Below are 20,231 nucleotides of genomic sequence, written 5' to 3' on the forward strand. Positions count from 1 at the left end.
TTCGGCGACGTCAGGATGCGGATCGACGTCATCCTCGGGCGCGGCTCGCTGACGCTGCGCGCCTGCCTGGGGCTCCAGCGGGGCAGCGTGGTCCGTCTGTCGCAGTCGGCTGGGCAGGACCTGTTCGTCCTCGTCAACGACGTGCCTGTGGCGCGCGGCGAGGTCGTCATCATCGACGACAGCGTCTCGCTTCGCCTCACCGAGTTCCGCCAGAAGGCGGCCAGCGAGGCCCTCGCGTGACCACGTTCCTGCTGGCGCAGGCCGTACCCGCGACGCCGGGCTGGTCCGACGGTCCGGGTGTCGTGCGCACGCTGCTGTCGCTGTTCGTGGTGCTGGGCCTGCTGGCCGGCTGCCTGTGGCTGATTCGTCGTGGCGGCTGGCAGACGGGGAAGGGCGCGCGCGTCGTCCAGATCGAGACCGCCGTGGGGCTGGGCGATCGTCGTCAGCTCGTGATCGTGCAGGTCGAGGGGCGTCGGCTGCTGCTCGGGGTGACGCCGATGCAGGTGTCGCTGGTCACGGAGCTGTCGGGCCAGACGTTCGCCGGGGCGCTCGAGGCGCGGGTGGCCGACGACGTCGCTGGCCGGGAGCGGGCGTGATGCGCCGCGCGATCATCACCGCGGCGGGCACGCTCGGCCTGTGGGCGGCGATGAGCACCCAGGTGCTGGCGCAGGCCGGGAACGCCCGGATCGACATCGACGGCATCGGCGCCATCTCTGCGCCGTTGCAGGTCGTGCTGCTGCTCACGCTCCTGAGCTTCATCCCGGCCATCCTGATGACGATGACGGCGTTCACGCGCATCGTCATCGTGTTCCACTTCCTCCGCCAGGCGCTCGGCACGCAGGAAGCGCCGTCGAACCAGATCCTGATCGGCCTGTCGCTGTTCCTCACGGTGTTCGTGATGGCGCCGGTGGGTGAGCAGGTCAACCAGGCGGCGGTGCAGCCCGCGCTGCGCAACGAGATCACCGTCACGCAGGCCCTCGAGCGGGGCGCGCCGCCGCTGCGCGCCTTCATGCTGAAGCAGACCCGCGAGACCGACCTCGCGCTGTTCGTGGAACTCGGCAAGGTGCCGCGGCCCGACACGCCAGACGCGATCCCCATGCGCGTCGTCATCCCGGCCTTCATCCTCTCGGAGATCAAGACCGGCTTCCAGATGGGGTTCTACCTGTTCGTCCCGTTCCTGCTCATCGACCTGGTGGTCTCCACCACGCTGCTCTCGATGGGCATGCTGCAGTTGCCGCCCGCGATGATCTCGCTGCCGTTCAAGATCATGCTCTTCGTGATGATCGACGGCTGGAACCTGCTGGTGTCGTCGCTGGTGCGCAGCTTCCTCTGAGGCCTCCATGTCTGAAGCCCTTGTCGTCGGCATCGTCCGCCAGGCCATCGAGCTGGCCATCCTGGTCAGCCTGCCCATGCTGCTCGCCGGCCTGGTGGCTGGCGTGCTCGTGAGCGTGTTCCAGACCGTCACGAGCATCCAGGACAACGTGCTCGCGTTCATCCCCCGCGCCGCGGCCATCTTCCTCACGTTCGCCGTGACGTTCCCGTGGATGCTGCGGCTGATGTCCGGCTTCACGCGGCAGATGGTCTCGAAGTTGCCCGAACTGGTGCGGTAGTGGACCTCTCCCCGATCCTCGTGTTCGCGATCGCCCTCATCCGGCCCAGCCTGATCGTCATGGCGACGCCGCTGTACGGCGGCACGTACGCGCCGTCGATGGCCAAGATCGGGCTCGTGCTGGTGCTCGGCGCGTTCCTGGCGCCGGTCATCGGCGTGCCGCGGACGATGGACTCGGGGATGCTGCTGGCGGTGATGGTGCGCGAGGCGCTCATCGGGCTCGCGCTGGCCATGACCGTGCGGCTGCTGCAGGCCGGTGCGGAACTCGGCGGGTACCTCACGGGGTTCCAGATGGGCCTCTCGTACGCCGCGCTCATCGATCCACAGAGCGGCGTGCGCAACAACATCCTCGCCGCGCTCTATGGGTCGATCGCGGTCGTGATCTTCCTGATCACGAACGCCCATCACGACCTGTTGCGGGCCCTGGCGGCGTCCTACGAGGCGCTGCCGATCGGCGGCGGCGCCGTGGCGCCTGGCCTGGCCGAGATGACGGCCAGCCTGTTCGGCCTGATGTTCACGCTGGGCGTCCGGCTTGCCGCCCCGATCGTGGTCACCCTCCTGCTGGTGGAGGTGTCGCTCGGCGTGATGGCGCGCGTGGCGCCCACGCTGAACCTGATGGTGACGGCGGCCCCGGTGCGGCTGCTGATCGGCTGGATGGCCCTCGCGCTGACGCTGCGGGTGCTGCCCGACATCCTCACGCGCGCCTTCCCACAGGCGCTCACGCTGGCGGCCCGCACGGCCGCCACGCTGCGGTGACGTCATGGCCGACGACCGCACAGAACAACCCACAGCGAAACGCCGCACCGATGCCCAGAAGCGCGGGCAGATCGCGCGGAGCCGCGACCTCAACGACGCCTTCCACCTGGGCGCGGCGCTGCTGGTGTTGGCCTACTGGGGCCCGGCGATGATGGCGGGGCTCGGCACGATCGTGGCCACCGGCATCACCCGCATGGGTGACGCCCGGGCCCAGGCCATCACGTCGGGCGAGGTCGTCAACCTGGCGCTGCAGGGCGTGTGGCAGCTCGGGTGGCTGGTCGCGCCCCTGGCCATCGGCGCAGTGGTGGCCACGGCCGCCTCGACGCAGGCCCAGGGCGGCTTCATCGTCGCCACCGAGGCACTGCGGTTCGACTTCAACCGGCTCAATCCGGCCACCGGATTCAAGCGCCTCGCGCCCAGTCAGGCCGGGGTGAACCTGATCAAGACCGTCATCGCCGCCGTGGTCGTGGGGTGGGTGGCCTGGCTGGCGGTGCGCGACCTGATGGACGAGGCGGCACGGTTCGCCATGGTCATGCCGCAGGACGCCGCCGTCGGCGCGTGGCAGCACACCGTGACCTTCCTGAAGCGTGCCGTCGTGACGCTGCTGGCGCTGGCGGCGGCCGACTTCGGCGTGCAGAAGTGGCGAACCCTCGAGTCCTTGAAGATGACCAAGCAGGAGGTCAAGGACGAGATGAAGATGCAGGAGGGCAACCCGGAGATCAAGGCGCGCGTCCGCCGGGTGCAGCGCGAGATGCTCCGCAAGCGCATGCTCGCCGCCGTCCCCAAGGCGACCGTCGTCGTGACCAACCCGACGCACTTCGCGGTGGCGCTCCGGTACCAGCGCGGGCAGGCAGCCCCCGAGGTCGTCGCCAAGGGCGCCGATGCCCTGGCCCTCAAGATCCGCACGATCGCACGCGAACACGGCGTGCCCATTGTCGAGAACCCCCCGCTGGCGCGGGCCATCTACCGGCAGGTCGAGGTGGGCGAGTCCATCCCCGGCGACCTGTTCGAGGCGGTGGCCGAGGTGCTGGCGTACCTGATTCGCCTCAAGCAGCTGGTGCTCTGAGGTAGAGGAGAACGCGCGTGTCCTCCAATCCCAAGCCGTTCGGGCCCTCGCAGTTGCTGGTGCCGGGTGTCGTCATCCTGGTGCTCGCGCTCATGGTGTTGCCGCTGCCGCCGGTCCTCATGGACCTGCTGCTGTCGATCGACATCGCCCTGTCGGTGGTGCTCCTGTTGACGGCCGTGTACGTGAAGGACCCGATCGAGTTCTCGGTGTTCCCGTCGCTGCTGCTCCTCCTCACGCTGCTGCGCCTGTCGCTGAACGTGGCCTCCACCCGGCTCATCCTGCTGCACGGCAACGAGGGCGTGGATGCCGCCGGCCACGTCATCATGTCGTTCGGCCAGTTCGTCGTCGGCGGCAACTTCGTCGTCGGCATCGTCGTGTTCCTCGTGCTGATCGCCATCCAGTACGTGGTGATCAACCACGGCGCCGTCCGCATCTCGGAAGTCACCGCGCGGTTCACCCTCGACGCGATGCCCGGCAAGCAGATGTCGATCGACGCCGACCTCAACGCCGGCACCATCGACGAGAAGGAAGCCAAGCGTCGCCGCGACAACATCCGCAAGGAAGCCGACTTCTACGGCGCGATGGACGGCGCCATCCGCTTCACGCAGCGCGACTCGCTCGCGGCACTGCTGATCACGGGCGTCAACATCGTGGCCGGCCTGATCATCGGCGTCCTGCAGTACGAGATGGAACTGGCCGACGCCGCCAGGACCTTCACCATCCTGACGGTGGGCGAGGGCCTGGTGACGGCCATCCCGTCCCTGCTCGTGTCCATGGCAGGTGGTCTCATCACGACCCGTGCCTCGTCGGAATCCTCCCTGGGCGAGGACGTGGCGGGGCAGTTGCTCACCCGCGTCCAGCCGCTGGCCATCGGCGCGGCCTTCCTGTTCTTCATGGGGCTGGTGCCCGGCCTGCCCAAGCTGGCCTTCTTCCTCGTGGCCGGCGCGTTCGGCCTGGCTGCGTACATGAACCGCGACCAGACCGGACTCGAACTGGCCGACGACGCGCTGGATACCGGCGGGGCGCCGGCGCAGGCCGAGCCGAGCGTCGAGAACCTGGCCTCGGTCGACCCGCTGGCGGTGGAGGTCGGGTACGCGCTGATCTCGCTGGTCGACGAGCGGCAGGGCGGAACCCTCCTGCAGCGGGTGAAGTCCATCCGGCGGCAGATCGCCACCGAGACCGGGATGATCGTCCCGCCGGTGCACGTGGCCGACAACCTCCAGCTCGGGCCCCGGACGTATGCGCTGCTCGTGAAGGGCGTGGAGGTGGCACGTGCCGACCTCATGCCCGACCGGCTGCTGGCCATCAATCCGGGCACCGCGACCGGCACGATCGAGGGCACCAACGCGCGCGAGCCGGCGTTCGGCCTGCCGGCCCTCTGGATCCGGGCCGAACAGCGCGAGGCGGCCACTGCCGCCGGCTTCACGGTGGTCGACCCGACCACGGCGCTCTCGACGCACCTGTCGGAGATCATCAGGAACTTCCTGCCCGACCTGCTGACCCGGCAGCACACCAAGGAGATGGTGGACCGCGTGGCGCAGACCTCGCCGCGCCTGGTCGACGACCTGCTGCCGAAGCTGCTCGGCCTCGGCGACGTGCAGCGCGTGCTGCGGCAGTTGCTGCGCGAGCGCGTGCCGGTGAAGGACCTGACCACGATCCTCGAGGCGCTTGCCGACGCTGCCGGGCAGTCCAAGGACCCCGATCAGCTGAACGAGGCGGTCCGCCAGGCCCTCGGCCGCGCCATCTGCCGTCAGCACCAGACCGATCAGGGCGAGCTGCCGACCATCAACCTCGCGCCCTCGCTGGAGGAGCGCCTGATGCAGGCCATCGTGCGCACCGAGCACGGGGTGGTGCTGGCCATCGACCCCAACGACGCGCAGCACATGGCGTCGCGCATTGCGCGGGCGCTCGAATCGGCGGTGGCACAGCCTGTGCTTTTGTGTTCACCAGCACTGCGTCCGCACCTGTGGCGATTGTTCACCCGGGTGCTTCCGCAGATGGGGGTGCTCTCGCACAGCGAAGTGCCCGCACACGTGAAGGTCGCACCGGTCGCCGTTCTCGAATAGGCCATGACTCCTCAGCGTTTTCGCAGTTCCAGCGTTCGTGACGCCCTCGCCCAGGCGAGGCAGGCCCTGGGGCCCTCGGCCCTCGTGCTGGGGACGCGCCTCGTGCCGGCGTCCGGCTGGCGCGGATGGCTGGGAGGCCGCGAGGTCGAAGTCTCGGCATTCGCCCCGTCGGCGGTGTCGGAAAACCGACGATCTCGGGATGCCGAAGGCGCACACGCCGCACACGCCTCGAGCACACAGCCGCCGGTGACCGACGGCCTGGTGGCGCGGCTCATCGCCACGGGCCTGGATCGGGACCTGGCCGAGGACGTGGTGGAGTCCATTCCCCCGGCCCGTCGGCGGGACATCTCACAAGGGCAGCTGCGGCAGGCACTGGCCGCGGGCCTCACCTCCATCGCGAGCCGTGGGCTGGCGCTCGGCGACGTCAACGTCTTCATCGGGCCTCCGGGCGTGGGCAAGACGACGACCATCGCCAAGATTGCGGCGCAGGCGCGGGCCCGTGGTGAGCGACGCTTCCGCCTCGTGGCCGCCGATGGCTACCGGGTCGGCGCCGTCGAGCAGCTCCGGCTCTACGCCGACATCATCGGCAGCCCGTTCGTGGTGGCGCGGACGCCCGAGGAAGTCGGGGCGGCGGTGGCCAGCAGCAAGCTGCCGGTGCTCGTGGACACGCCCGGCCTGTCGCCGGCCAACGAGGAAGCCGCCGCGTTCTTCGAGGCGCTCTCGGCCCTGCCCGGGGTGCACACGCACCTGGTGGTGCCGGGTGGGACGACGGCCCGCGACTTCGACCGGATCTGGGAACGCTTCGCGATGGCCGGTGCCGACCGGGTGGTGATGTCCAAGGTCGACGAGGCCGAGACCGTCATGCCGCTGGTGCGCGCCTTGCGCCAGCGGGAACTCCCCGTCTCCTTGATCGGCCTGGGGCAACGCGTGCCCGAGGATCTGGTCGAGGCGGACCCCGAAAGTCTTGCCGCATGCCTGCTTGGACAGGCACCCGTGGTGCACGCATGAACGCCCCCGCGCGTGGGCGCCGGACAGGAGATGAGGCCGTGTCGGTGATGACCCAGCAGGCGAGCTATGTGGACCGCGATCAGCTCGTGATCGCCCATGTCGGACTCGTCAAGGCGATGGCCCATCGCCTCGCCCAGCGCCTGCCGGCCCAGGTCGAGATGACCGACCTGATCAGCGTCGGCGTGATGGGCCTCATCGACGCGGCGGGACGGTACAAGGCGTCGATGGGCGTGCCCTTCGACGCCTTCGCCCGCCGTCGCGTCCAGGGGGCGATGCTCGATGCGCTGCGCGACCTCGACTGGGCGCCGCGCTCGCTGCGCCGCATGCGCCGCGAACTCGATGGCGCCGTCGCCAAGCTCCGCGCCGAGCTGAAGCGCGAACCCACCGAGGACGAAGTCGCCGGGCAGATGCAGATGTCGCCGACCGAGTACGACAAGGCGATGGACCAGGTGCGGACCCTCGATGTCGGCGCCATCCGCCAGCTCGACGCCACGGGCGAGGATGGCCAGCCCCTCCTCGAGCTGTGCATCGACATCGACGAGGGCCCCGACGCCCAGCTCGAACGCAAGGAACTCCGCGCGCTGCTCGCGCAGGCCATCATGGACCTTCCCGAGCGTGAGCGGCAGATTCTGGCCCTGTATTACGAGGAAGAGATGACCATGGCCGAAATCGGCGCGGTCATCGGCGTGTGCGAGTCGCGGGTGTCGCAGCTCCGCTCCCTCGCCCTGTCGCGGCTCCGCACCAGCCTGAAGACCCGGTTGCAGAAACCCGAGGCGCGCGCGTGAGCAAGATCCTTTCCCAGGACGAGATCGACGCGATGTTGACGTCGGCCGCGGACCTGGAGAAGGCGGCGGTCAACGACCTGCCCCTCGAGGGCGAGTCGGTCATCGTCTACAATTTCCGCCGCCCGGCCCGGGTCGACAAGGAACTGATCCGGTCGCTCCATTTCCTGCACGACCGGTTCGCGCGCAACATCTCGACGTCGCTCTCGGCGTACCTGCGCACCGTCACCGACGTCAACGTCACCTCGGTGGAGCAGTTCACGTACTCCGAGTTCCTGATGTCGTTGCCCGATCCCACGGCCTTCTACGCCATCTCCCTCACGCCCATCGAGGGGCTGGGGGCGCTGGAGCTGAATCCGTCGGTGGCGTTCTCGATGATCGACCGGATGCTCGGGGGATCCGGGAAGGGGATGGCGCCGACGCGCGGATTGACCGAGATCGAACACAACGTGATCGATGGCGTCGTCAAGCTGGTGCTCGAGCACCTCACGGAGACGTGGCGCAACATCGTCGACGTCCGTTTCCGGGTCAACGGCAGGGACACCCGTCCCCAGATGTTGCAGGTGGCCGCCCCGAATGAAGTCGTGGTCCTCATTGGCTTCGACATCAAAATCGGCGACGCCCGCGGAATGTTGAATTTCTGCCTGCCGGCGACCGCCATCGAGACCGTGGGCGACTCGTTCACCCACACCTGGTACCGGCATCACCGCGAGCCGACCCTCGACGATCGGCAGCAGTTCTGGCGCACGCTCGGTCACCTGCCCGTCGACGTCGCGGCCACCGTGGAGACCACGTTGCCCGCGCGCGACGTGCTGGACCTCGAGCCGGGGGACGTCATCGCCATCGGCCATCGCCTCGGCGATCCCCTGCAGGTGCGCGTGTGCGATACCGTGAAGTTCGAGGCGTACCCGATGCAGAACAATGGCCACGCCGGCGTGCGCCTGCTGCATCAGGTCGCCAGCGCCACACATCCGGAGGCGGTCAATGGGTGACACGAAGTCCCTCCTCGACGCCCTCGCCAGCAACCTCGGCGAGTCCCTTGGCGCCATGACCGGCACGGCGGTGCGCACGATGCCCACCGTCGGCGAGGCCACGGTCGATTGGCAGGTGCCGGTGCAGGTCGGCGGCAGCGCCGTGGGCACCGTGTGGCTGGGCATGAGCCAGGAGGGCGCCACGCAGCTGGTGGCCGCCATCCTCGGCGACCCCAGCCTGGTGACCGATGCCGACATCGTCGACACGCTCAAGGAACTGCTCGGCCAGGCCGCCGGTGCTCATGTCCACGGCGAGGGTAAGGGCCTCAACCTGACGGTGGAAGCGCCAGGGCCCGGTGCCGCGCCGGTCCTGCCGGACGCCCAGTACTACGACCTCATGGTCGGCTCGGCCGATCCCATTCGCATGGTCGCGTGGGGACGCACGATTGCCGGCCTGGCCCCCGAGCCGCCGCGGGCCGCGGCCCCTGCCGCTGCGCCGCCCACCGCCGCAGCCCCGCCGCCCGCCACGGTGGCCGCCGCCGCGCCGCCGCCGCGCAACCTCGACGTCGTGCTCGACATCGAGCTGCCGATCACGGTGCGGTTCGGCGAGACGCAGATGACACTGGAGAACCTGGCCCGCCTGGGGCCGGGGTCCATGATCGACCTCGCCCGTTCGCCCGACGATCCGGTCGACCTGCTCGTGAATGGCCACCTCGTGGCGCGAGGGCAGGTGGTCGTCGTGGCCGGGTGCTACGGTGTGCGCGTGAACGAAGTGGTCAGCCCCGCTGATCGCCTTCGCAGCCTGGAGATGTAGGAGCCCTGGTGATGACGATCCCGATGCTGGTCATGACGTCCGTGCTGGTGCTGTCCACCGGCGTGATCCTGCTGGTCGCCGCGCGCCTCGTGCGCGCCCTCCGCCACACCGTGGAACTCAAGCAACGCGTCGCCCGCCTGCAGGAAGGGCTCAATCTGCTGACCGACACGACCGAGACCGGCTTCCGGCAGGTGGCAACCGAACTCGAGCGCCTCGCCACGCCGGGCGGCCAGCCCGTCGTCCACCAGCCGACGCCTGCGCCGGCCGCTCGTCCGACTGCGGCTCGCCTCAGGGCGGCCACGCGTCGCGGACGCTCGGTGAAGGAGATCGCGGCGACCGAGCAGGTGTCTGAGGGCGAGGTCCGGCTCCGACTGTCTCTGGCTGACGCCAGCGCCTCGGGGCGGACACGCAAGATGCCGGAGGGTGGCCGTGAAGCGCTGCGCGCATGACCAGTGCCGCACCTGGCGCCTCGTCCTGTGGCTCCGTCGCGGTCTCCGGTTCGACGGCGAATGGTTCTGTAGCCCCGGCTGCCTGGCCGACGCCACGGCACGCCGCCTCGAAGCGCTGCGGCCACCCCGGATTGCGCGGGTCCCGACGATGCCGCCGGTCCGCCTCGGGACGACGCTGGTCGCCTCGCGCAGCATCACCCCCGACACCCTCGAACGGGCGCTCGGCGGGCAGTCGACGAGCGGCCTGAGGCTGGGAGCGCAGTTGTTGGCGATGGGCGTGGTCGACGAACCGACGATCATGCACGCCCTGGCGCGCCAATCAGGTGTCGGGTTCCTGACGACGGTGGATCCGGCGACCGTGCACACTCCCGTGGCGAACCTGTCGCCCACGGTCGTCCACGCACTCGGCGTGGTGCCGCTGGAACTCGAACGGGACGGCACGCTGCGCATCGCCGTCGGCGCCCCGTTGCCCCGCATGGCGATCGCCGCCCTGCAGTCGGGGACGGGCCTGCGCGTGCGGCCGTACCTCGTGAGCGACACCGTCCTGCGGACGCTGCTCGAGGCCTACGGCATCGACGCGCCGTTGTCGATGCCCGTTGGTGTCGGCCGGCTGTCAGCGGTGCAGGCGGCGCGACGGATTGCCGACGCTGCGCTCGAAGGACGCGCGTTTTCGTGGCAGCACACGTGGGGACCGGGTTTTGCATGGGTACGTCTCGACGGCGCGGCAGGCCCTGAAGACCTGATCGTGGCGCCGTCGGTGACGGAGCAGACATGGCAGGTGGCACTTACGCAGCGCTGAGCGGATTGCAGACGCGGATGGAGCAGCTCGATCGGCTCGCCGCAGACATCGCCAACGCCAAGACCGCCGGATACAAGTCCGAGCGCGTCACCACGAATTCGGCCGCGCGTCCCTCCTTCGGCAACGCCCTCCAGGCGGCCATCGACGTGACGCCCAGTGCCGGACACCTCGACTTCCGCGCCGGCTCGATGGAGAAGACCGGCCGCGACCTCGACTTCGCGCTCGAGGGCAAGGGCTTCTTCGTCGTCGACACCCCCCAGGGCGCGCGCTATACGCGTAACGGCAACTTCCAACTGGCCGCCGACGGCACGGTCACCACGGCCGACGGGCATCCCGTGCAGACCGGCACCGGCCCGCTCAAGCTCGCCAGGGGCGCCAACGGCCCCATCAGCGTGTCCGACGACGGCACGGTGAGCGTGGGCGCGCAGACGGTAGGCAAGTTCAGGGTCGTGGACTTCGGCGACTACTCGGAACTGCAGCGCGAGGAACTCGGCCGCTTCCGTGCGCCGGCGGCGTTGCAGCCGACCGACACCGATGGCGTGGCGGTGCGTTCCGGCATGCTCGAGTCCTCCAACGTGTCGGTGGTGGATCGGATGGTGGCGTTGACCGACGTGGCGCGCGGGTTCGAGGCGTTGCAGCGCGGGCTGAACATCCTGAGCACGGAACTCGATGGCCGCGCCATCACGGAGTTGGGTCGCCGGTAGGACTGGCGGCGCGTTTTTTTTGCCCCCGTGACCCGGCGGAGTCCGGATCCCGGCCCCCCGGTAATCGGCAGGAAGAGGACGAACATGATTCGAGCGATGTACACCGCCGCGAGCGGCATGAACGCCCAGCAGGCCAACATCGACAACATCGCGCACAACCTGGCCAACGTGAACACGTCTGGCTTCAAGAAGAGCCGCGTCGAGTTCGAGGACCTGGTGTACCAGCAGGTCAGCGCCCCGGGTACCGCCACCAACGCGACGGCGGAGGCGCCGGTCGGTATCGAACTCGGCCTGGGCGCCAAGCCCGTGGCCATCGCGCGCGACTTCGCCTCCGGCAACCTGCGCGCCACCAACGCGCCGTACGACGTCGCCATCGAGGGGCGCGGCTTCCTGCAGGTGACGCTGCCCGACGGGCAACCCGCCTTCACGCGCTCGGGCAACCTCCATGTCAACCAGGAGGGCACCCTGGTGACCAACGAGGGCTACCTGCTCGAGCCGTCCATCACCATCCCCGTCAACGCCGTGTCGGTGACGATCTCGAAGGACGGCATCGTGTCGGCCACCGTGGCGGGTGAGAGCGCGCCGCAGCAGGTCGGCAGCATCCAACTCGCGGCCTTCCAGAATCCCGCGGGCCTGCATGCGATGGGTTCCAACCTGTTCACCGTCACGACCGCGTCGGGCGATGCGATCACGGGCCTGCCGGGCACCGAGGGACTCGGCACGCTGCAGCAGGGATTCCTCGAAGAGTCCAACGTCAGCATCGTCGAGGAGATGGTCAACATGATCCTCGGGCAGCGCGCCTACGAGGCGAACTCGAAGGTCATTCGCACCGCCGACGAGATGCTCTCCCAGGTGAACAACATTGCCCGCTGACCCTCACGCGCCTCGGGTGCCGATCGCGCGTGTCGCTGCGGTCGTGCTCGCGTGCCTGTCGCTGTCGGCGCCGCTGGTGGCGCAGCCGGCGACCGCCGACGTCGAGGCCGCCGTGGCTGCCGCGACCAGTGCGGTGCGCGAGGCATTCGGCGGCGATGCCGACGTCGCCCTGTCGTCCCCGGTGCTCACGCTGGTGCCGGGCGCCGGGGCGATCGTCCGCGCGGTCCCGGAACCCTCGAGCCGCACCGGCGGACCGGTGCGCTTCGTGCTGTACGGCGAGGGCGGCGGCACGCCGGCCCGCGTGGGGCGGCTCGGCGCGGTGGTGCAGGTCGTGGCACCGCATGTGCGCACCCGCCAGAAGATCGCCATCGGCGACGCCCTCACCGCCGATGCGCTCGAGGTGGTCCGCGACGATGTGGGCCGTCAGCCGCTGGCGCCGTTGCCCGGCCTGGAGGCCGTGCGTGGCCTGACCACGCGCAAGGCGCTGCTGGCCGGCGAGATCGTCACCCGCGTGGCGGCGGTCGTCCCGGCGCTGGTCAACTCGGGAGACGAGGTCGTCACCATCGCGCGGGTCGGCGCGCTCGAGGTGCGCGGACGCGCCGTCGCGGCGCAGTCGGGCACCCTCGGGGCGACGGTGATCGTGGTCAATCCCGACAGCAAGAAGCGTCTCCGCGCCCGTGTGGTGGGAGAGGCGCTCGTGGAGGTCCTCCATGCCTCGTAATCGGACGGTCGTCCTGGCGCTGGCGCTGTCGCTGGTGTGGGCCGGCACGGCCCTCGCGCAGACCCAGACGCCGCTGCCCGGCAAGCCGTCCAACGACGCCTACGACGCGGCGGTCGCCCGTCACCTCGAGACGGCCCGCGTGCTGGCACGCGCGTCCGCGGCGAACCCGACCGACGAGCCGTCGATCGAGTGGATCACCGGCCTCACGTCGGACCGCCGGGCGTCGCGCGTCAACGACCTGATCACGGTCCGCATCATCGAGAACATCGAGTCGTCGGCCACGGCCGATTCCGCGCTCGACAAGGCGGGAAGCGGCACCGCCGGTGTGCCGACCCTCTTCGGCCTCGAGACGAAGTTCCCCTCGTCGATCGACCCGTCGAACCTGATGAGCACCAACAGCGAGACGACGTTCAAGGGCAGTGGCACCACGACGCGGACCAGCATGCTGACCGCGACGATGACGGCGCGCGTGAGCGAGGTGTTGCCCAACGGCGACCTGATGCTCGAGAGCGTCAAGGAACTCGACCTCAATGGCGAGCGCCAGGTGGTGGTGCTCACCGGCGTGGTGCGCGCGCAGGATGTGCGCCGCAACAACCAGGTCGTGTCCACGCAGATCGCCAACCTGCGGATCCAGTACTACGGACGCGGGCTGATGAAGGACAACCTGAAGCCGGGCTGGCTGGTCCGGATCATGAACAAGATCTTCTAGGGGCTTGGGGCTAGGGGCTGGGGCCTGGGGCTCGTTCCCGAGCCTGACAGCAGCGTTCAGGTCCTGGGGGAGCGCGACATGCCGGCGGAAGCCGGGGCGTCGGGCGAGTCGAAGCGGAGCACACACATGGCTCGGATGATGGCGGTGACAGTGATGGCGGTGATGCTGGTGGCAGGCTCGGCGCCCCTGGGTGCGCGCAGCGCCAACACCATGCGGATCAAGGACGTCGCCTCGCTGGTCGGCGTGAAGCCCACGCCTCTCATCGGCTACGGCCTGGTGATTGGCCTGAACCGTACGGGCGACAAGCGGCAGACGATGTTCTCCAACCAGTCGCTGGCCAACAGCCTCGAGCGCTTCGGCGTGATGATGACGCCCGAGATGATCCTGATGATGAAGGTGGAGAACGTGGCTGCCGTCATCGTGAGTGCCGAGCTGCCGCCCTTCGCCCGTCCGGGCGTGCGACTCGACATCACCGTGTCGTCGATCGGCGACGCGCGCAGCCTGCAGGGCGGGACGCTCGTGCCCACGCCGCTGCGCGGCACCGACGGACAGGTGGTCGCCCTGGCGCAAGGCGCGCTGACGCTCGGCGGCTTCGGCGGCGGCACGCAGGGCAACAGCGTGCAGGTCAACCACCTCACGGCGGGCCGCGTGCCCGGCGGGGCGCTGGTGCAGGTGCAGCCGCGCGGCATGGTGCCCGACGGCGACCAGGTGATGCTCGCGCTCAACACGCCCGACTTCTCGACGGCCACCCGGCTGGCCACGGCGGTCGACCAGACCCTCGGGATGGGCGCCGCCCGCGCCATCGACCCTGCGACCGTGGCCATCACCGTGCCCGCCCACTACAAGGGGAACGTCCCCGAACTGATGGCGCGCATCGAGCCGCTGCCCGTCGAGTCCGACGCGCCGGCGCGCGTGGTCATCAACGAGCGCACCGGCACGGTCGTGGTCGGCGCGCTGGTCACCCTCGGGGCCGCCGCGGTGGCGCACGGATCCCTCTCGGTGAAGATCAGCACGCGCTTCGACGTCTCGCAGCCCAACGGCTTCGCCCCCAACCGTGCCGAGACGGTGGTCGTGCCCAACGAGCAGGTCGACGTGCGTGAACGCGATGCGCGGCTGATCGCCCTCGAGGAGGGCGTCACGCTCGACGCCGTGGTGCGCGCGCTGAACTCGCTCGGCGTCACGCCGCGCGACATCATCGCCATCGTGCAGGCACTCAAGGCGGCCGGCTCGCTGCGCGCGGAGATCGTCGTCATCTAGCGCCCGACGCGCTTCGAGCCCGCCATGTCCGTCGACGCCCGTCCCACCTCGATCTCGCTGCCCGCGCCCGGGCCCGATCGCCTCACCACGCTCGACCAGAAGGCCACGCCGGCCGCCGAGCGCGAGAAGCTGTCGGAACTGGCCGCCCAGTTCGAGTCGATGCTGATGCTCGAGATGATCAAGCAGATGCGCAAGTCGCTGCTCGACGAGGGGGCCGAGGGGGAGGGGCTGGGCAACGAGACCTACAGCTCGACCATCGACAGCGAACTGGCGCTGCACCTGGCCAAGGCCGGAGGCATGGGCCTGACGCCGATGATGGTGCAGGCCTGGGAGCGCCAGCAGTCGGCGGTGGCGCCCGGCTCCGTGTTGCCGCGCACCGAGGGCCTGCCGGTGACCGCACCGGCCTCGGTCGGAGCGGGATCCTCCGCACGTGCCGGCGGCCTGACTGCCACGCCCGCTGCAGTGTCGGCAATCCGACCGCTCACGCCGGCCTCTGGCGGCCACGACGAAGGCGACCCGACCGAGATTTCGCTGGAAATGGCCGGTCGCGTGAGTTCGACGTACGGGTGGCGGTCCGATCCGTTCAAGGGCCAGTCGAAGTTCCACGGCGGCATCGACCTTGCAGCGAGATATGGCACCACGGTGCCTGCTGCAGCTGGCGGCACGGTGGTCACGGCCCAGGAGCAGGGTGGCTACGGCCTGACGGTCGTTGTCAGGCACGCCAACGGATTCGAGTCACGGTATGCCCACCTCTCCTCGCTGGACGTCAAGGCGGGGGACACCGTGACGCAGGGACAGCAGGTCGGACGGGTCGGCAGCACGGGCCGATCGACCGGGCCGCACCTGCACTTCGAGGTGATGCAGGCAGGGCGCCGGGTGGACCCGGAACAGTTCGTCAGGAATTTGACGAGTGACATTAAAGGTCAGTGAACGGCTGCCGATTCCTGGTACAAGCGCCGGCTGTCCCGCCGTGCGCGACAGGAGTAGACGATGAAGATTCAGGGCGATCGCCCCTCGGGCGCACAGGACGCAGGCCAGACCCAGCAGGTCCAGAAGGCCAGCCAGCAGCGGGCGCAGGAAGCACGCGGCAAGGCCGACGGGGGAGACCGCGTCGAGGTCTCGGCCGATGCGCGCCTGCTCGGCAAGGCGGTGGAAGCCGCCAACAAGGCCCCGGAGATTCGGCAGGATGTCGTTGACCGTGCGAAGGCCAAACTGGCGGCCGGACAGGTCGGCAACGATGCCGGCCGACTCGCGGACCGCCTGATCGACAGCTTGCTGTCGAAGTAGGGCCGGGGGGCGTTCCCCCGGCCGGAACGCGGAGCGTGGGGTGTGACTGAGACATCCCGACTGAGCACGACGGCGCACGCCCTGGGGCAGGCCCTCGAGGCGCTCGCCGAAGCGCTGGCGCAGGTTCGCCCGGAGGCGATCGAGGCCAGCGAACACGAGATCCAGGCGCAGGCGCAGGCCTTCACGGAGGCCGCTGCCGACGCCGTCCGGTCCGGGGACACACTGGCCCCCGCGCAGGCGGTGGCCGTGACCGCGGCCCTCGCCCGCTGTCGTCGTCTGGGCTTCTCCCTGTCGCTCCTCACGGGGCTCCAGCCCGCCGTTCCCGACGCCCCGCGCGGCTACACGCCCGTGGGTCGCCCCCTCACGGCCCCCGGTGGGGGCGCCTTCCTGACTGCGAGAGGCTGATGTCGCTCTTCGGCATGCTGGGGATGACGTCCAAGGCCCTCGACGCCCAGCGCTTCGGCCTGGACGTGACGGGCAACAACCTCGCCAACGTCAACACGCCCGGATACAGCAAGCGCGTCGCCGACTTCGGCGCCGTGGCGCCTCCCGACCGCTTCTCGGCCGGCATCGGCGTCGAGGTGCTCGGTGTGCGCTCGATGCGCGACCGCCTGTACGACCAGCGCCTGTTCGACGAATCGCCCCTCGAGCAGCAGCAGGCGGCGATGGCCGTGTCACTCGGCATGGCGGAAGTGGCCCTCGGCAAGCCCGGCAGTTCGGTCGATGCCGACCTCGAGGACTTCTTCGACGCCTTTGCCGAACTGGCCGAGGCCCCCACGTCGGCCACGGCCCGGCAGCAGGTCCTGGCGGAAGGGGAGGGCCTGGCGCGGTCGTTCAACGGGATGGCCAGTCGCCTGGCCGACGCCGCCAAGGCGACCGACCAGCGCGTGATCGAGGACGTCGAGAACATCAACGAGCTCACGACCCGCATCGCAGCCCTCAACAAGTCGATCGCGTCCTCGCCGTCGTCGCAGACGCTGCACCTGCGCGACGAGCAGACCGAAGCCATCAAGGAACTCTCGGGGATCCTCGGGACGCAGGTGCTCGAACTGGGCGATGGCACCGTGCAGATCTCGACGCGGAGCGGCCGGGCGCTCGTCGTCGGCGCCGAAAGCTATCCGCTGTCGGCCGTGCCCGGCATGCCGAGCGGATTCGCGCGCATCCAGGCCGCTGACGGCACCGACATCACCGCGGAACTCGGCGATGGTCACCTCGGCGGCATGCTGCGCGTGCGCGACGTCGAGATTCCCGGGTATCAGGCCAAGCTGGACCAACTCGCGTACTCGGTGGCCACCGAGGTCAACGCGTTGCACGCCACGGGCTTCGATCTGACTGGCACGGCCGGTGGGAACTTCTTCACGCCGCCTGCGGCGGTGGCGGGCGCTGCGGCGGCCCTCACGATGGATCCGACGCTGATGGCCAACCCCTCGCGGCTGGCCGCAGCGGGTGTCGCGGCAACGGGCGACAACCAGGTGGCCCGCAAGCTGGCCGACCTCCGCGACGCCGGCATCGTCAATGGCGACACGCCGTCCGAGGCCTGGGCGGCGCTGGTGTACGACGTCGGCGCCGACGTCAACCGCGCCGAGTCCGAGCAGGCGAGCCGGCAGGAAATCATCAACCAGATCGAGCAGCTGCGCGACAGCGTGTCGGGCGTGTCGATCGACGAAGAGGCCGCGATGATGCTGCGCTACCAGCGCGCCTACGAGGCCAACGCCCGGTTCTTCTCGGTCATCGACCAGACGATCGAGACGCTGCTGTCCCTGAAGCGCTAGCGCGAGGCCGCCATGTACCGCGTCACCAACAACACGATCTTCCGGAACTCGCTCACCGACATCCAGGCGACGGCCGAGGCCTTCGCGCGCGCCCAGCAGCAGGTCTCGTCGGGGCGCCGGATCCAGCAGGCGAGCGACGATCCGTCGGCTGCGGCGACCGGCCTGCGCGAGCGGGCCGAGATTCGCGCTACCGACCGCTATCGCGACGCCAACGACTCGGTCGACTCGCGACTCCGCGTCGCCGACTCCGTCCTGTCCGACATCATCTCGAGCATCACGACGGCCCAGAGCAAGGCCGCGCAGGGCCGCACCACCATCCTCACGCCGCAGCAGCGCGAGGCGGTGGCGCTCGAGATCGAGGGCACCAAGGAAGCCATCTTCACGGCCATCAACACCAGTTACCGCGGCATCTACCTGTTTGCCGGCGCCGACACCTCGGCAGCGCCCTACACCAAGGCGGGGAGTGTCGTGTCGGCCTACCAGGGCGATGCCACCGTGGTGAAGGTCGACGTCTCGCGCACGTCGTCGGCGGCCGTGACGGTCGATGGCGGCAGCTTGCTCCAGGGCGGGCCGGGGGACGTGTTCCAGACGCTCGACGCCCTCGCGGCAGCGGTGCGCGCCGGCAACATGGCGGGCGTGGACGCCGGTCTCGTGGACCTGCAGGGCGTGTTCGACAACGTGACCACGTCGCAGGGGCGCGTGGGCGCGACCCTCAGTGCGCTGCCGGCCGAGAAACTGCGCCTCGACGAGTTGCGCCGCGCGAGCGATACCCGCCGCTCGCAGGCCGAGGAGATCAGCCTCGCCGAGGCGATCTCCGAGATGACGCGGGCCCAGCAGGCCCAGCAGGCCGCCATCGCGGCGGCGGGCCAGAACCAGAAGCGCTCGCTCATGGATTACCTGTGATGACCGCACCCGAACAGCCGCCGTCCGGCGCCATCCGCGTCGACACCGCCTTCGGCACCTTCGACGTGGCTCCGTCCGACGTGGTGTCGTTTCCCGCTGGCCTGCCCGGCTTCGAGGAGTGCCGCCAGTTCGTGGTGCTCTCGTCGCGCGAGCTCGAGCCGTTCAAGTGTCTCCAGTCGGTCGAGGGACCATCGGCGTCGTTCCTCGCCGTCGATCCGCGACGCGCGTTCCCCGACTACCGCTCGGGGCTGTCCGACGTCGATCGCGCGCGGCTGGGCGACCCCGACGAGGACGCCCTCGTGTGGCTGGCCGTGGTGACCGTCCAGGCCGAGCAGACCGTCGTCAACCTGCGCGCGCCCATCGTGATCAACCCTGCGCGGATGCTGGGCTACCAGCTGATGCCCTCCAACAGCCTCTACCCGCTGCGTTACGAACTCACGCAGCTGTCTTGAGCAAGGAACGCCTGTCGTGCTCGTCTTCACGCGTCGTCGCAACGAAGCGATCATCGTGGCCGATGGCATCGAGATCCGCGTCCTCCGGGTCAGCAAGGATGCGGTGCGCCTCGGGGTGACCGCACCGGCCGACGTGCCCGTGCATCGCCAGGAGGTCTACGACCAGATTCGCGAGGAGAACCGCCGCGCGGCGGCGCCCACGGGGCTGCCGTCGGCGCTCGCGCACTTGCCCAAGGCCTCGGGCGGCGCCTCATGAGACTCGACGACTGGCGGAACCTGCCGGCCGGAGCCATGCTCCCGGTCTACGAGGCAGAGAAGTCCCGCTGGTTCACGGGGCTGCAGTGGGACCTCGAGCCGTCGCTGCAGATCCTCGAACAGGCCCGCGCCGCCGGCACCTTGCCCGGCCTCGTCGTGCGCGGGCCAGGGCAGAGCATCGTCGGCTGGACGTACTTCCTCGTGCAGCATGGGGTGCTGCAGGTCGGGGCGCTGCAGGCGCGCACGGCCGACGGCCTGCGCCTCCTGCTCGACGCCATCTTCAAGACGCCAGAGGCCTCGCTCGCACACGACGTCCTGCTGTTCGTGTTTCCCGACAGCCCCGCGTGCGAGAGCGCCCTGCAACGGCGCCGCTTCTCCGTGACGCGGTACTGGTACCTCCGCCGCGCGCTCGACCGCAGCTGCCAGAGGCCCATCGACCCCGCCCTCCGTCCACTGACCGACGATGATGGCCCCGACCTCGTACGCCTGTTCTCGCGCGGGTACGCCGGGGTGCCTGGCGCGCGGTGCTTCGCGCCGCACGGCCGTCTCGATGAATGGGCGCAGTACCTCGGTCAGCTGACCCGTGGCGCGGCGCTGGGGCAGTTCCTGCCGGAGGCCAGTCACGTGTTGCCTGGCGCCCTGCCGGGGCAGCTCAGTGGGGCGGCCATCGTGACGGCGCTCTCGGAGCGCACACTGCACCTGGCGCAGATCGTGGTCGATCCGTCGGCGCGTCGGCAGCACCTGGCCAGCCGCCTGCTCGACGCGATGCTGTCGTGGGGCGTGTCGCACGAGCGTGCCGTCGCCACGTTGCTGGTGAGCGAGGACAACGTCCACGCCCGCGCGCTGTACGACGCGCGCGGCTTCGTCCCGACCGGCTACTTCCTCCACGCCGAACGGCCCCTGGGCCGCCGCGTCCTCACGCCCACCGCAGCCGTCAGCGCCTGAAGCGGCCGCTGGCCCAATTCCTCGAGACTGGGG

Annotated in this window: 26 protein-coding genes; all 26 read left to right on the forward strand. The window is 69.9% G+C overall.

From position 1 onward, the window contains the following. Positions 1 to 15: 15 nt before the first annotated feature. The 26 genes from ACIRDX_RS00895 (at position 16) to ACIRDX_RS01020 (ending at position 20,198) form a co-directional block, all read left to right on the forward strand. Positions 16 to 240 carry a FliM/FliN family flagellar motor switch protein gene (locus ACIRDX_RS00895; protein WP_396623510.1) on the forward strand — a complete coding sequence of 75 codons (225 nt, stop codon included), beginning with the start codon at positions 16 to 18 and terminating at the stop codon, positions 238 to 240. Continuing rightward, the gene (fliO, locus tag ACIRDX_RS00900; protein WP_396623511.1) at positions 237 to 596 is read left to right on the forward strand and encodes a flagellar biosynthetic protein FliO; all 360 of its coding nucleotides are present in this window, start codon (positions 237 to 239) and stop codon (positions 594 to 596) included. The genes ACIRDX_RS00895 and fliO overlap by 4 nt, the downstream gene beginning before the upstream one ends. Continuing rightward, positions 596 to 1,333 (forward strand): flagellar type III secretion system pore protein FliP, encoded by a 738-nt coding sequence (gene fliP, locus ACIRDX_RS00905; protein WP_396623512.1) that lies wholly within the window; start codon positions 596 to 598, stop codon positions 1,331 to 1,333. The genes fliO and fliP overlap by 1 nt, the downstream gene beginning before the upstream one ends. Before the next feature lie 7 nt (positions 1,334 to 1,340). Further along, positions 1,341 to 1,610, forward strand: coding sequence for a flagellar biosynthetic protein FliQ (locus ACIRDX_RS00910; protein WP_396623513.1), 270 nt, complete (start codon positions 1,341 to 1,343; stop codon positions 1,608 to 1,610). Further along, on the forward strand, positions 1,610 to 2,365 hold the full coding sequence (locus ACIRDX_RS00915) for a flagellar biosynthetic protein FliR (RefSeq protein WP_396623514.1): 756 nt from the start codon (positions 1,610 to 1,612) through the stop codon (positions 2,363 to 2,365). Before ACIRDX_RS00910 ends, ACIRDX_RS00915 begins: the two co-directional genes overlap by 1 nt. A 4-nt stretch (positions 2,366 to 2,369) precedes the next feature. Continuing rightward, on the forward strand, positions 2,370 to 3,431 hold the full coding sequence (flhB, locus tag ACIRDX_RS00920) for a flagellar biosynthesis protein FlhB (protein ID WP_396623515.1): 1,062 nt from the start codon (positions 2,370 to 2,372) through the stop codon (positions 3,429 to 3,431). 17 nt (positions 3,432 to 3,448) lie between these two features. After that, positions 3,449 to 5,497, forward strand: a complete 2,049-nt coding sequence (gene flhA / locus ACIRDX_RS00925; RefSeq protein ID WP_396623516.1) for a flagellar biosynthesis protein FlhA — start codon at positions 3,449 to 3,451, stop codon at positions 5,495 to 5,497. Positions 5,498 to 5,500: 3 nt separating this feature from the next. Beyond that, the gene (locus ACIRDX_RS00930; protein ID WP_396623517.1) at positions 5,501 to 6,505 is read left to right on the forward strand and encodes a hypothetical protein; all 1,005 of its coding nucleotides are present in this window, start codon (positions 5,501 to 5,503) and stop codon (positions 6,503 to 6,505) included. Continuing rightward, on the forward strand, positions 6,502 to 7,290 hold the full coding sequence (locus ACIRDX_RS00935) for a sigma-70 family RNA polymerase sigma factor (RefSeq protein WP_396623518.1): 789 nt from the start codon (positions 6,502 to 6,504) through the stop codon (positions 7,288 to 7,290). The genes ACIRDX_RS00930 and ACIRDX_RS00935 overlap by 4 nt, the downstream gene beginning before the upstream one ends. Continuing rightward, positions 7,287 to 8,279: a flagellar motor switch protein FliM gene (gene fliM / locus ACIRDX_RS00940; RefSeq protein ID WP_396623519.1), complete on the forward strand. Its 993-nt coding sequence runs from the start codon at positions 7,287 to 7,289 to the stop codon at positions 8,277 to 8,279. Before ACIRDX_RS00935 ends, fliM begins: the two co-directional genes overlap by 4 nt. Continuing rightward, positions 8,272 to 9,072 carry a FliM/FliN family flagellar motor switch protein gene (locus ACIRDX_RS00945; RefSeq protein WP_396623520.1) on the forward strand — a complete coding sequence of 267 codons (801 nt, stop codon included), beginning with the start codon at positions 8,272 to 8,274 and terminating at the stop codon, positions 9,070 to 9,072. Before fliM ends, ACIRDX_RS00945 begins: the two co-directional genes overlap by 8 nt. An 11-nt stretch (positions 9,073 to 9,083) precedes the next feature. After that, entirely contained in the window at positions 9,084 to 9,521 is a 438-nt protein-coding gene (locus tag ACIRDX_RS00950) for a hypothetical protein (RefSeq protein WP_396623521.1), read from the forward strand. Then, on the forward strand, positions 9,502 to 10,320 hold the full coding sequence (locus ACIRDX_RS00955) for a hypothetical protein (protein ID WP_396623522.1): 819 nt from the start codon (positions 9,502 to 9,504) through the stop codon (positions 10,318 to 10,320). The genes ACIRDX_RS00950 and ACIRDX_RS00955 overlap by 20 nt, the downstream gene beginning before the upstream one ends. Further along, the gene (locus ACIRDX_RS00960) at positions 10,293 to 11,024 is read left to right on the forward strand and encodes a flagellar hook-basal body protein (RefSeq protein WP_396623523.1); all 732 of its coding nucleotides are present in this window, start codon (positions 10,293 to 10,295) and stop codon (positions 11,022 to 11,024) included. The genes ACIRDX_RS00955 and ACIRDX_RS00960 overlap by 28 nt, the downstream gene beginning before the upstream one ends. Positions 11,025 to 11,108: 84 nt before the next feature. Next, a complete protein-coding gene (gene flgG, locus ACIRDX_RS00965) occupies positions 11,109 to 11,897 on the forward strand; it encodes a flagellar basal-body rod protein FlgG (protein WP_396623524.1) in 789 nt (262 codons plus the stop codon). A gap of 16 nt (positions 11,898 to 11,913) precedes the next feature. Beyond that, positions 11,914 to 12,618 carry a flagellar basal body P-ring formation chaperone FlgA gene (flgA, locus tag ACIRDX_RS00970; RefSeq protein ID WP_396623525.1) on the forward strand — a complete coding sequence of 235 codons (705 nt, stop codon included), beginning with the start codon at positions 11,914 to 11,916 and terminating at the stop codon, positions 12,616 to 12,618. After that, entirely contained in the window at positions 12,608 to 13,327 is a 720-nt protein-coding gene (locus ACIRDX_RS00975) for a flagellar basal body L-ring protein FlgH (RefSeq protein WP_396623526.1), read from the forward strand. The genes flgA and ACIRDX_RS00975 overlap by 11 nt, the downstream gene beginning before the upstream one ends. A gap of 153 nt (positions 13,328 to 13,480) precedes the next feature. Then, positions 13,481 to 14,584, forward strand: coding sequence for a flagellar basal body P-ring protein FlgI (locus tag ACIRDX_RS00980; RefSeq protein WP_396623579.1), 1,104 nt, complete (start codon positions 13,481 to 13,483; stop codon positions 14,582 to 14,584). 24 nt (positions 14,585 to 14,608) lie between these two features. Then, entirely contained in the window at positions 14,609 to 15,514 is a 906-nt protein-coding gene (locus ACIRDX_RS00985; RefSeq protein WP_396623527.1) for a peptidoglycan DD-metalloendopeptidase family protein, read from the forward strand. A 60-nt stretch (positions 15,515 to 15,574) separates the two neighbouring features. After that, positions 15,575 to 15,871 (forward strand): flagellar biosynthesis anti-sigma factor FlgM, encoded by a 297-nt coding sequence (flgM, locus tag ACIRDX_RS00990; protein ID WP_396623528.1) that lies wholly within the window; start codon positions 15,575 to 15,577, stop codon positions 15,869 to 15,871. A 42-nt stretch (positions 15,872 to 15,913) separates the two neighbouring features. After that, positions 15,914 to 16,276: a hypothetical protein gene (locus ACIRDX_RS00995; protein WP_396623529.1), complete on the forward strand. Its 363-nt coding sequence runs from the start codon at positions 15,914 to 15,916 to the stop codon at positions 16,274 to 16,276. After that, a complete protein-coding gene (flgK, locus tag ACIRDX_RS01000) occupies positions 16,276 to 17,643 on the forward strand; it encodes a flagellar hook-associated protein FlgK (protein WP_396623530.1) in 1,368 nt (455 codons plus the stop codon). Before ACIRDX_RS00995 ends, flgK begins: the two co-directional genes overlap by 1 nt. Positions 17,644 to 17,655: 12 nt before the next feature. Next, positions 17,656 to 18,546: a flagellar hook-associated protein FlgL gene (flgL, locus tag ACIRDX_RS01005; protein WP_396623531.1), complete on the forward strand. Its 891-nt coding sequence runs from the start codon at positions 17,656 to 17,658 to the stop codon at positions 18,544 to 18,546. Beyond that, complete coding sequence (gene fliW, locus ACIRDX_RS01010; protein ID WP_396623532.1) at positions 18,546 to 18,998, forward strand: flagellar assembly protein FliW; 453 nt, start codon at positions 18,546 to 18,548, stop codon at positions 18,996 to 18,998. Before flgL ends, fliW begins: the two co-directional genes overlap by 1 nt. Positions 18,999 to 19,014: 16 nt before the next feature. After that, a complete protein-coding gene (gene csrA, locus ACIRDX_RS01015) occupies positions 19,015 to 19,254 on the forward strand; it encodes a carbon storage regulator CsrA (protein WP_396623533.1) in 240 nt (79 codons plus the stop codon). After that, a complete protein-coding gene (locus tag ACIRDX_RS01020; RefSeq protein WP_396623534.1) occupies positions 19,251 to 20,198 on the forward strand; it encodes a GNAT family N-acetyltransferase in 948 nt (315 codons plus the stop codon). The genes csrA and ACIRDX_RS01020 overlap by 4 nt, the downstream gene beginning before the upstream one ends. The last annotated feature ends 33 nt before the right edge of the window (positions 20,199 to 20,231 follow it).

The organism is Luteitalea sp., from assembly GCF_044337415.1.
GTDB lineage: Bacteria > Acidobacteriota > Vicinamibacteria > Vicinamibacterales > Vicinamibacteraceae > Luteitalea.

What these genes read in the sequence shown, in the direction of transcription:
- ACIRDX_RS00895 (WP_396623510.1), top strand. Translation starts at nt 16, where the DNA reads ATGCGGATCGACGTCATCCTCGGGCGCGGCTCGCTGACGCTGCGCGCC.
- fliP (WP_396623512.1), top strand. Translation starts at nt 596, where the DNA reads ATGCGCCGCGCGATCATCACCGCGGCGGGCACGCTCGGCCTGTGGGCG.
- ACIRDX_RS00910 (WP_396623513.1), top strand. Translation starts at nt 1,341, where the DNA reads ATGTCTGAAGCCCTTGTCGTCGGCATCGTCCGCCAGGCCATCGAGCTG.
- flhB (WP_396623515.1), top strand. Translation starts at nt 2,370, where the DNA reads ATGGCCGACGACCGCACAGAACAACCCACAGCGAAACGCCGCACCGAT.
- ACIRDX_RS00930 (WP_396623517.1), top strand. Translation starts at nt 5,501, where the DNA reads ATGACTCCTCAGCGTTTTCGCAGTTCCAGCGTTCGTGACGCCCTCGCC.
- ACIRDX_RS00935 (WP_396623518.1), top strand. Translation starts at nt 6,502, where the DNA reads ATGAACGCCCCCGCGCGTGGGCGCCGGACAGGAGATGAGGCCGTGTCG.
- ACIRDX_RS00945 (WP_396623520.1), top strand. Translation starts at nt 8,272, where the DNA reads ATGGGTGACACGAAGTCCCTCCTCGACGCCCTCGCCAGCAACCTCGGC.
- ACIRDX_RS00950 (WP_396623521.1), top strand. Translation starts at nt 9,084, where the DNA reads ATGACGATCCCGATGCTGGTCATGACGTCCGTGCTGGTGCTGTCCACC.
- ACIRDX_RS00960 (WP_396623523.1), top strand. Translation starts at nt 10,293, where the DNA reads ATGGCAGGTGGCACTTACGCAGCGCTGAGCGGATTGCAGACGCGGATG.
- flgG (WP_396623524.1), top strand. Translation starts at nt 11,109, where the DNA reads ATGATTCGAGCGATGTACACCGCCGCGAGCGGCATGAACGCCCAGCAG.
- ACIRDX_RS00975 (WP_396623526.1), top strand. Translation starts at nt 12,608, where the DNA reads ATGCCTCGTAATCGGACGGTCGTCCTGGCGCTGGCGCTGTCGCTGGTG.
- ACIRDX_RS00980 (WP_396623579.1), top strand. Translation starts at nt 13,481, where the DNA reads ATGGCGGTGATGCTGGTGGCAGGCTCGGCGCCCCTGGGTGCGCGCAGC.
- ACIRDX_RS00985 (WP_396623527.1), top strand. Translation starts at nt 14,609, where the DNA reads ATGTCCGTCGACGCCCGTCCCACCTCGATCTCGCTGCCCGCGCCCGGG.
- flgM (WP_396623528.1), top strand. Translation starts at nt 15,575, where the DNA reads ATGAAGATTCAGGGCGATCGCCCCTCGGGCGCACAGGACGCAGGCCAG.
- flgK (WP_396623530.1), top strand. Translation starts at nt 16,276, where the DNA reads ATGTCGCTCTTCGGCATGCTGGGGATGACGTCCAAGGCCCTCGACGCC.
- flgL (WP_396623531.1), top strand. Translation starts at nt 17,656, where the DNA reads ATGTACCGCGTCACCAACAACACGATCTTCCGGAACTCGCTCACCGAC.
- fliW (WP_396623532.1), top strand. Translation starts at nt 18,546, where the DNA reads ATGACCGCACCCGAACAGCCGCCGTCCGGCGCCATCCGCGTCGACACC.
- ACIRDX_RS01020 (WP_396623534.1), top strand. Translation starts at nt 19,251, where the DNA reads ATGAGACTCGACGACTGGCGGAACCTGCCGGCCGGAGCCATGCTCCCG.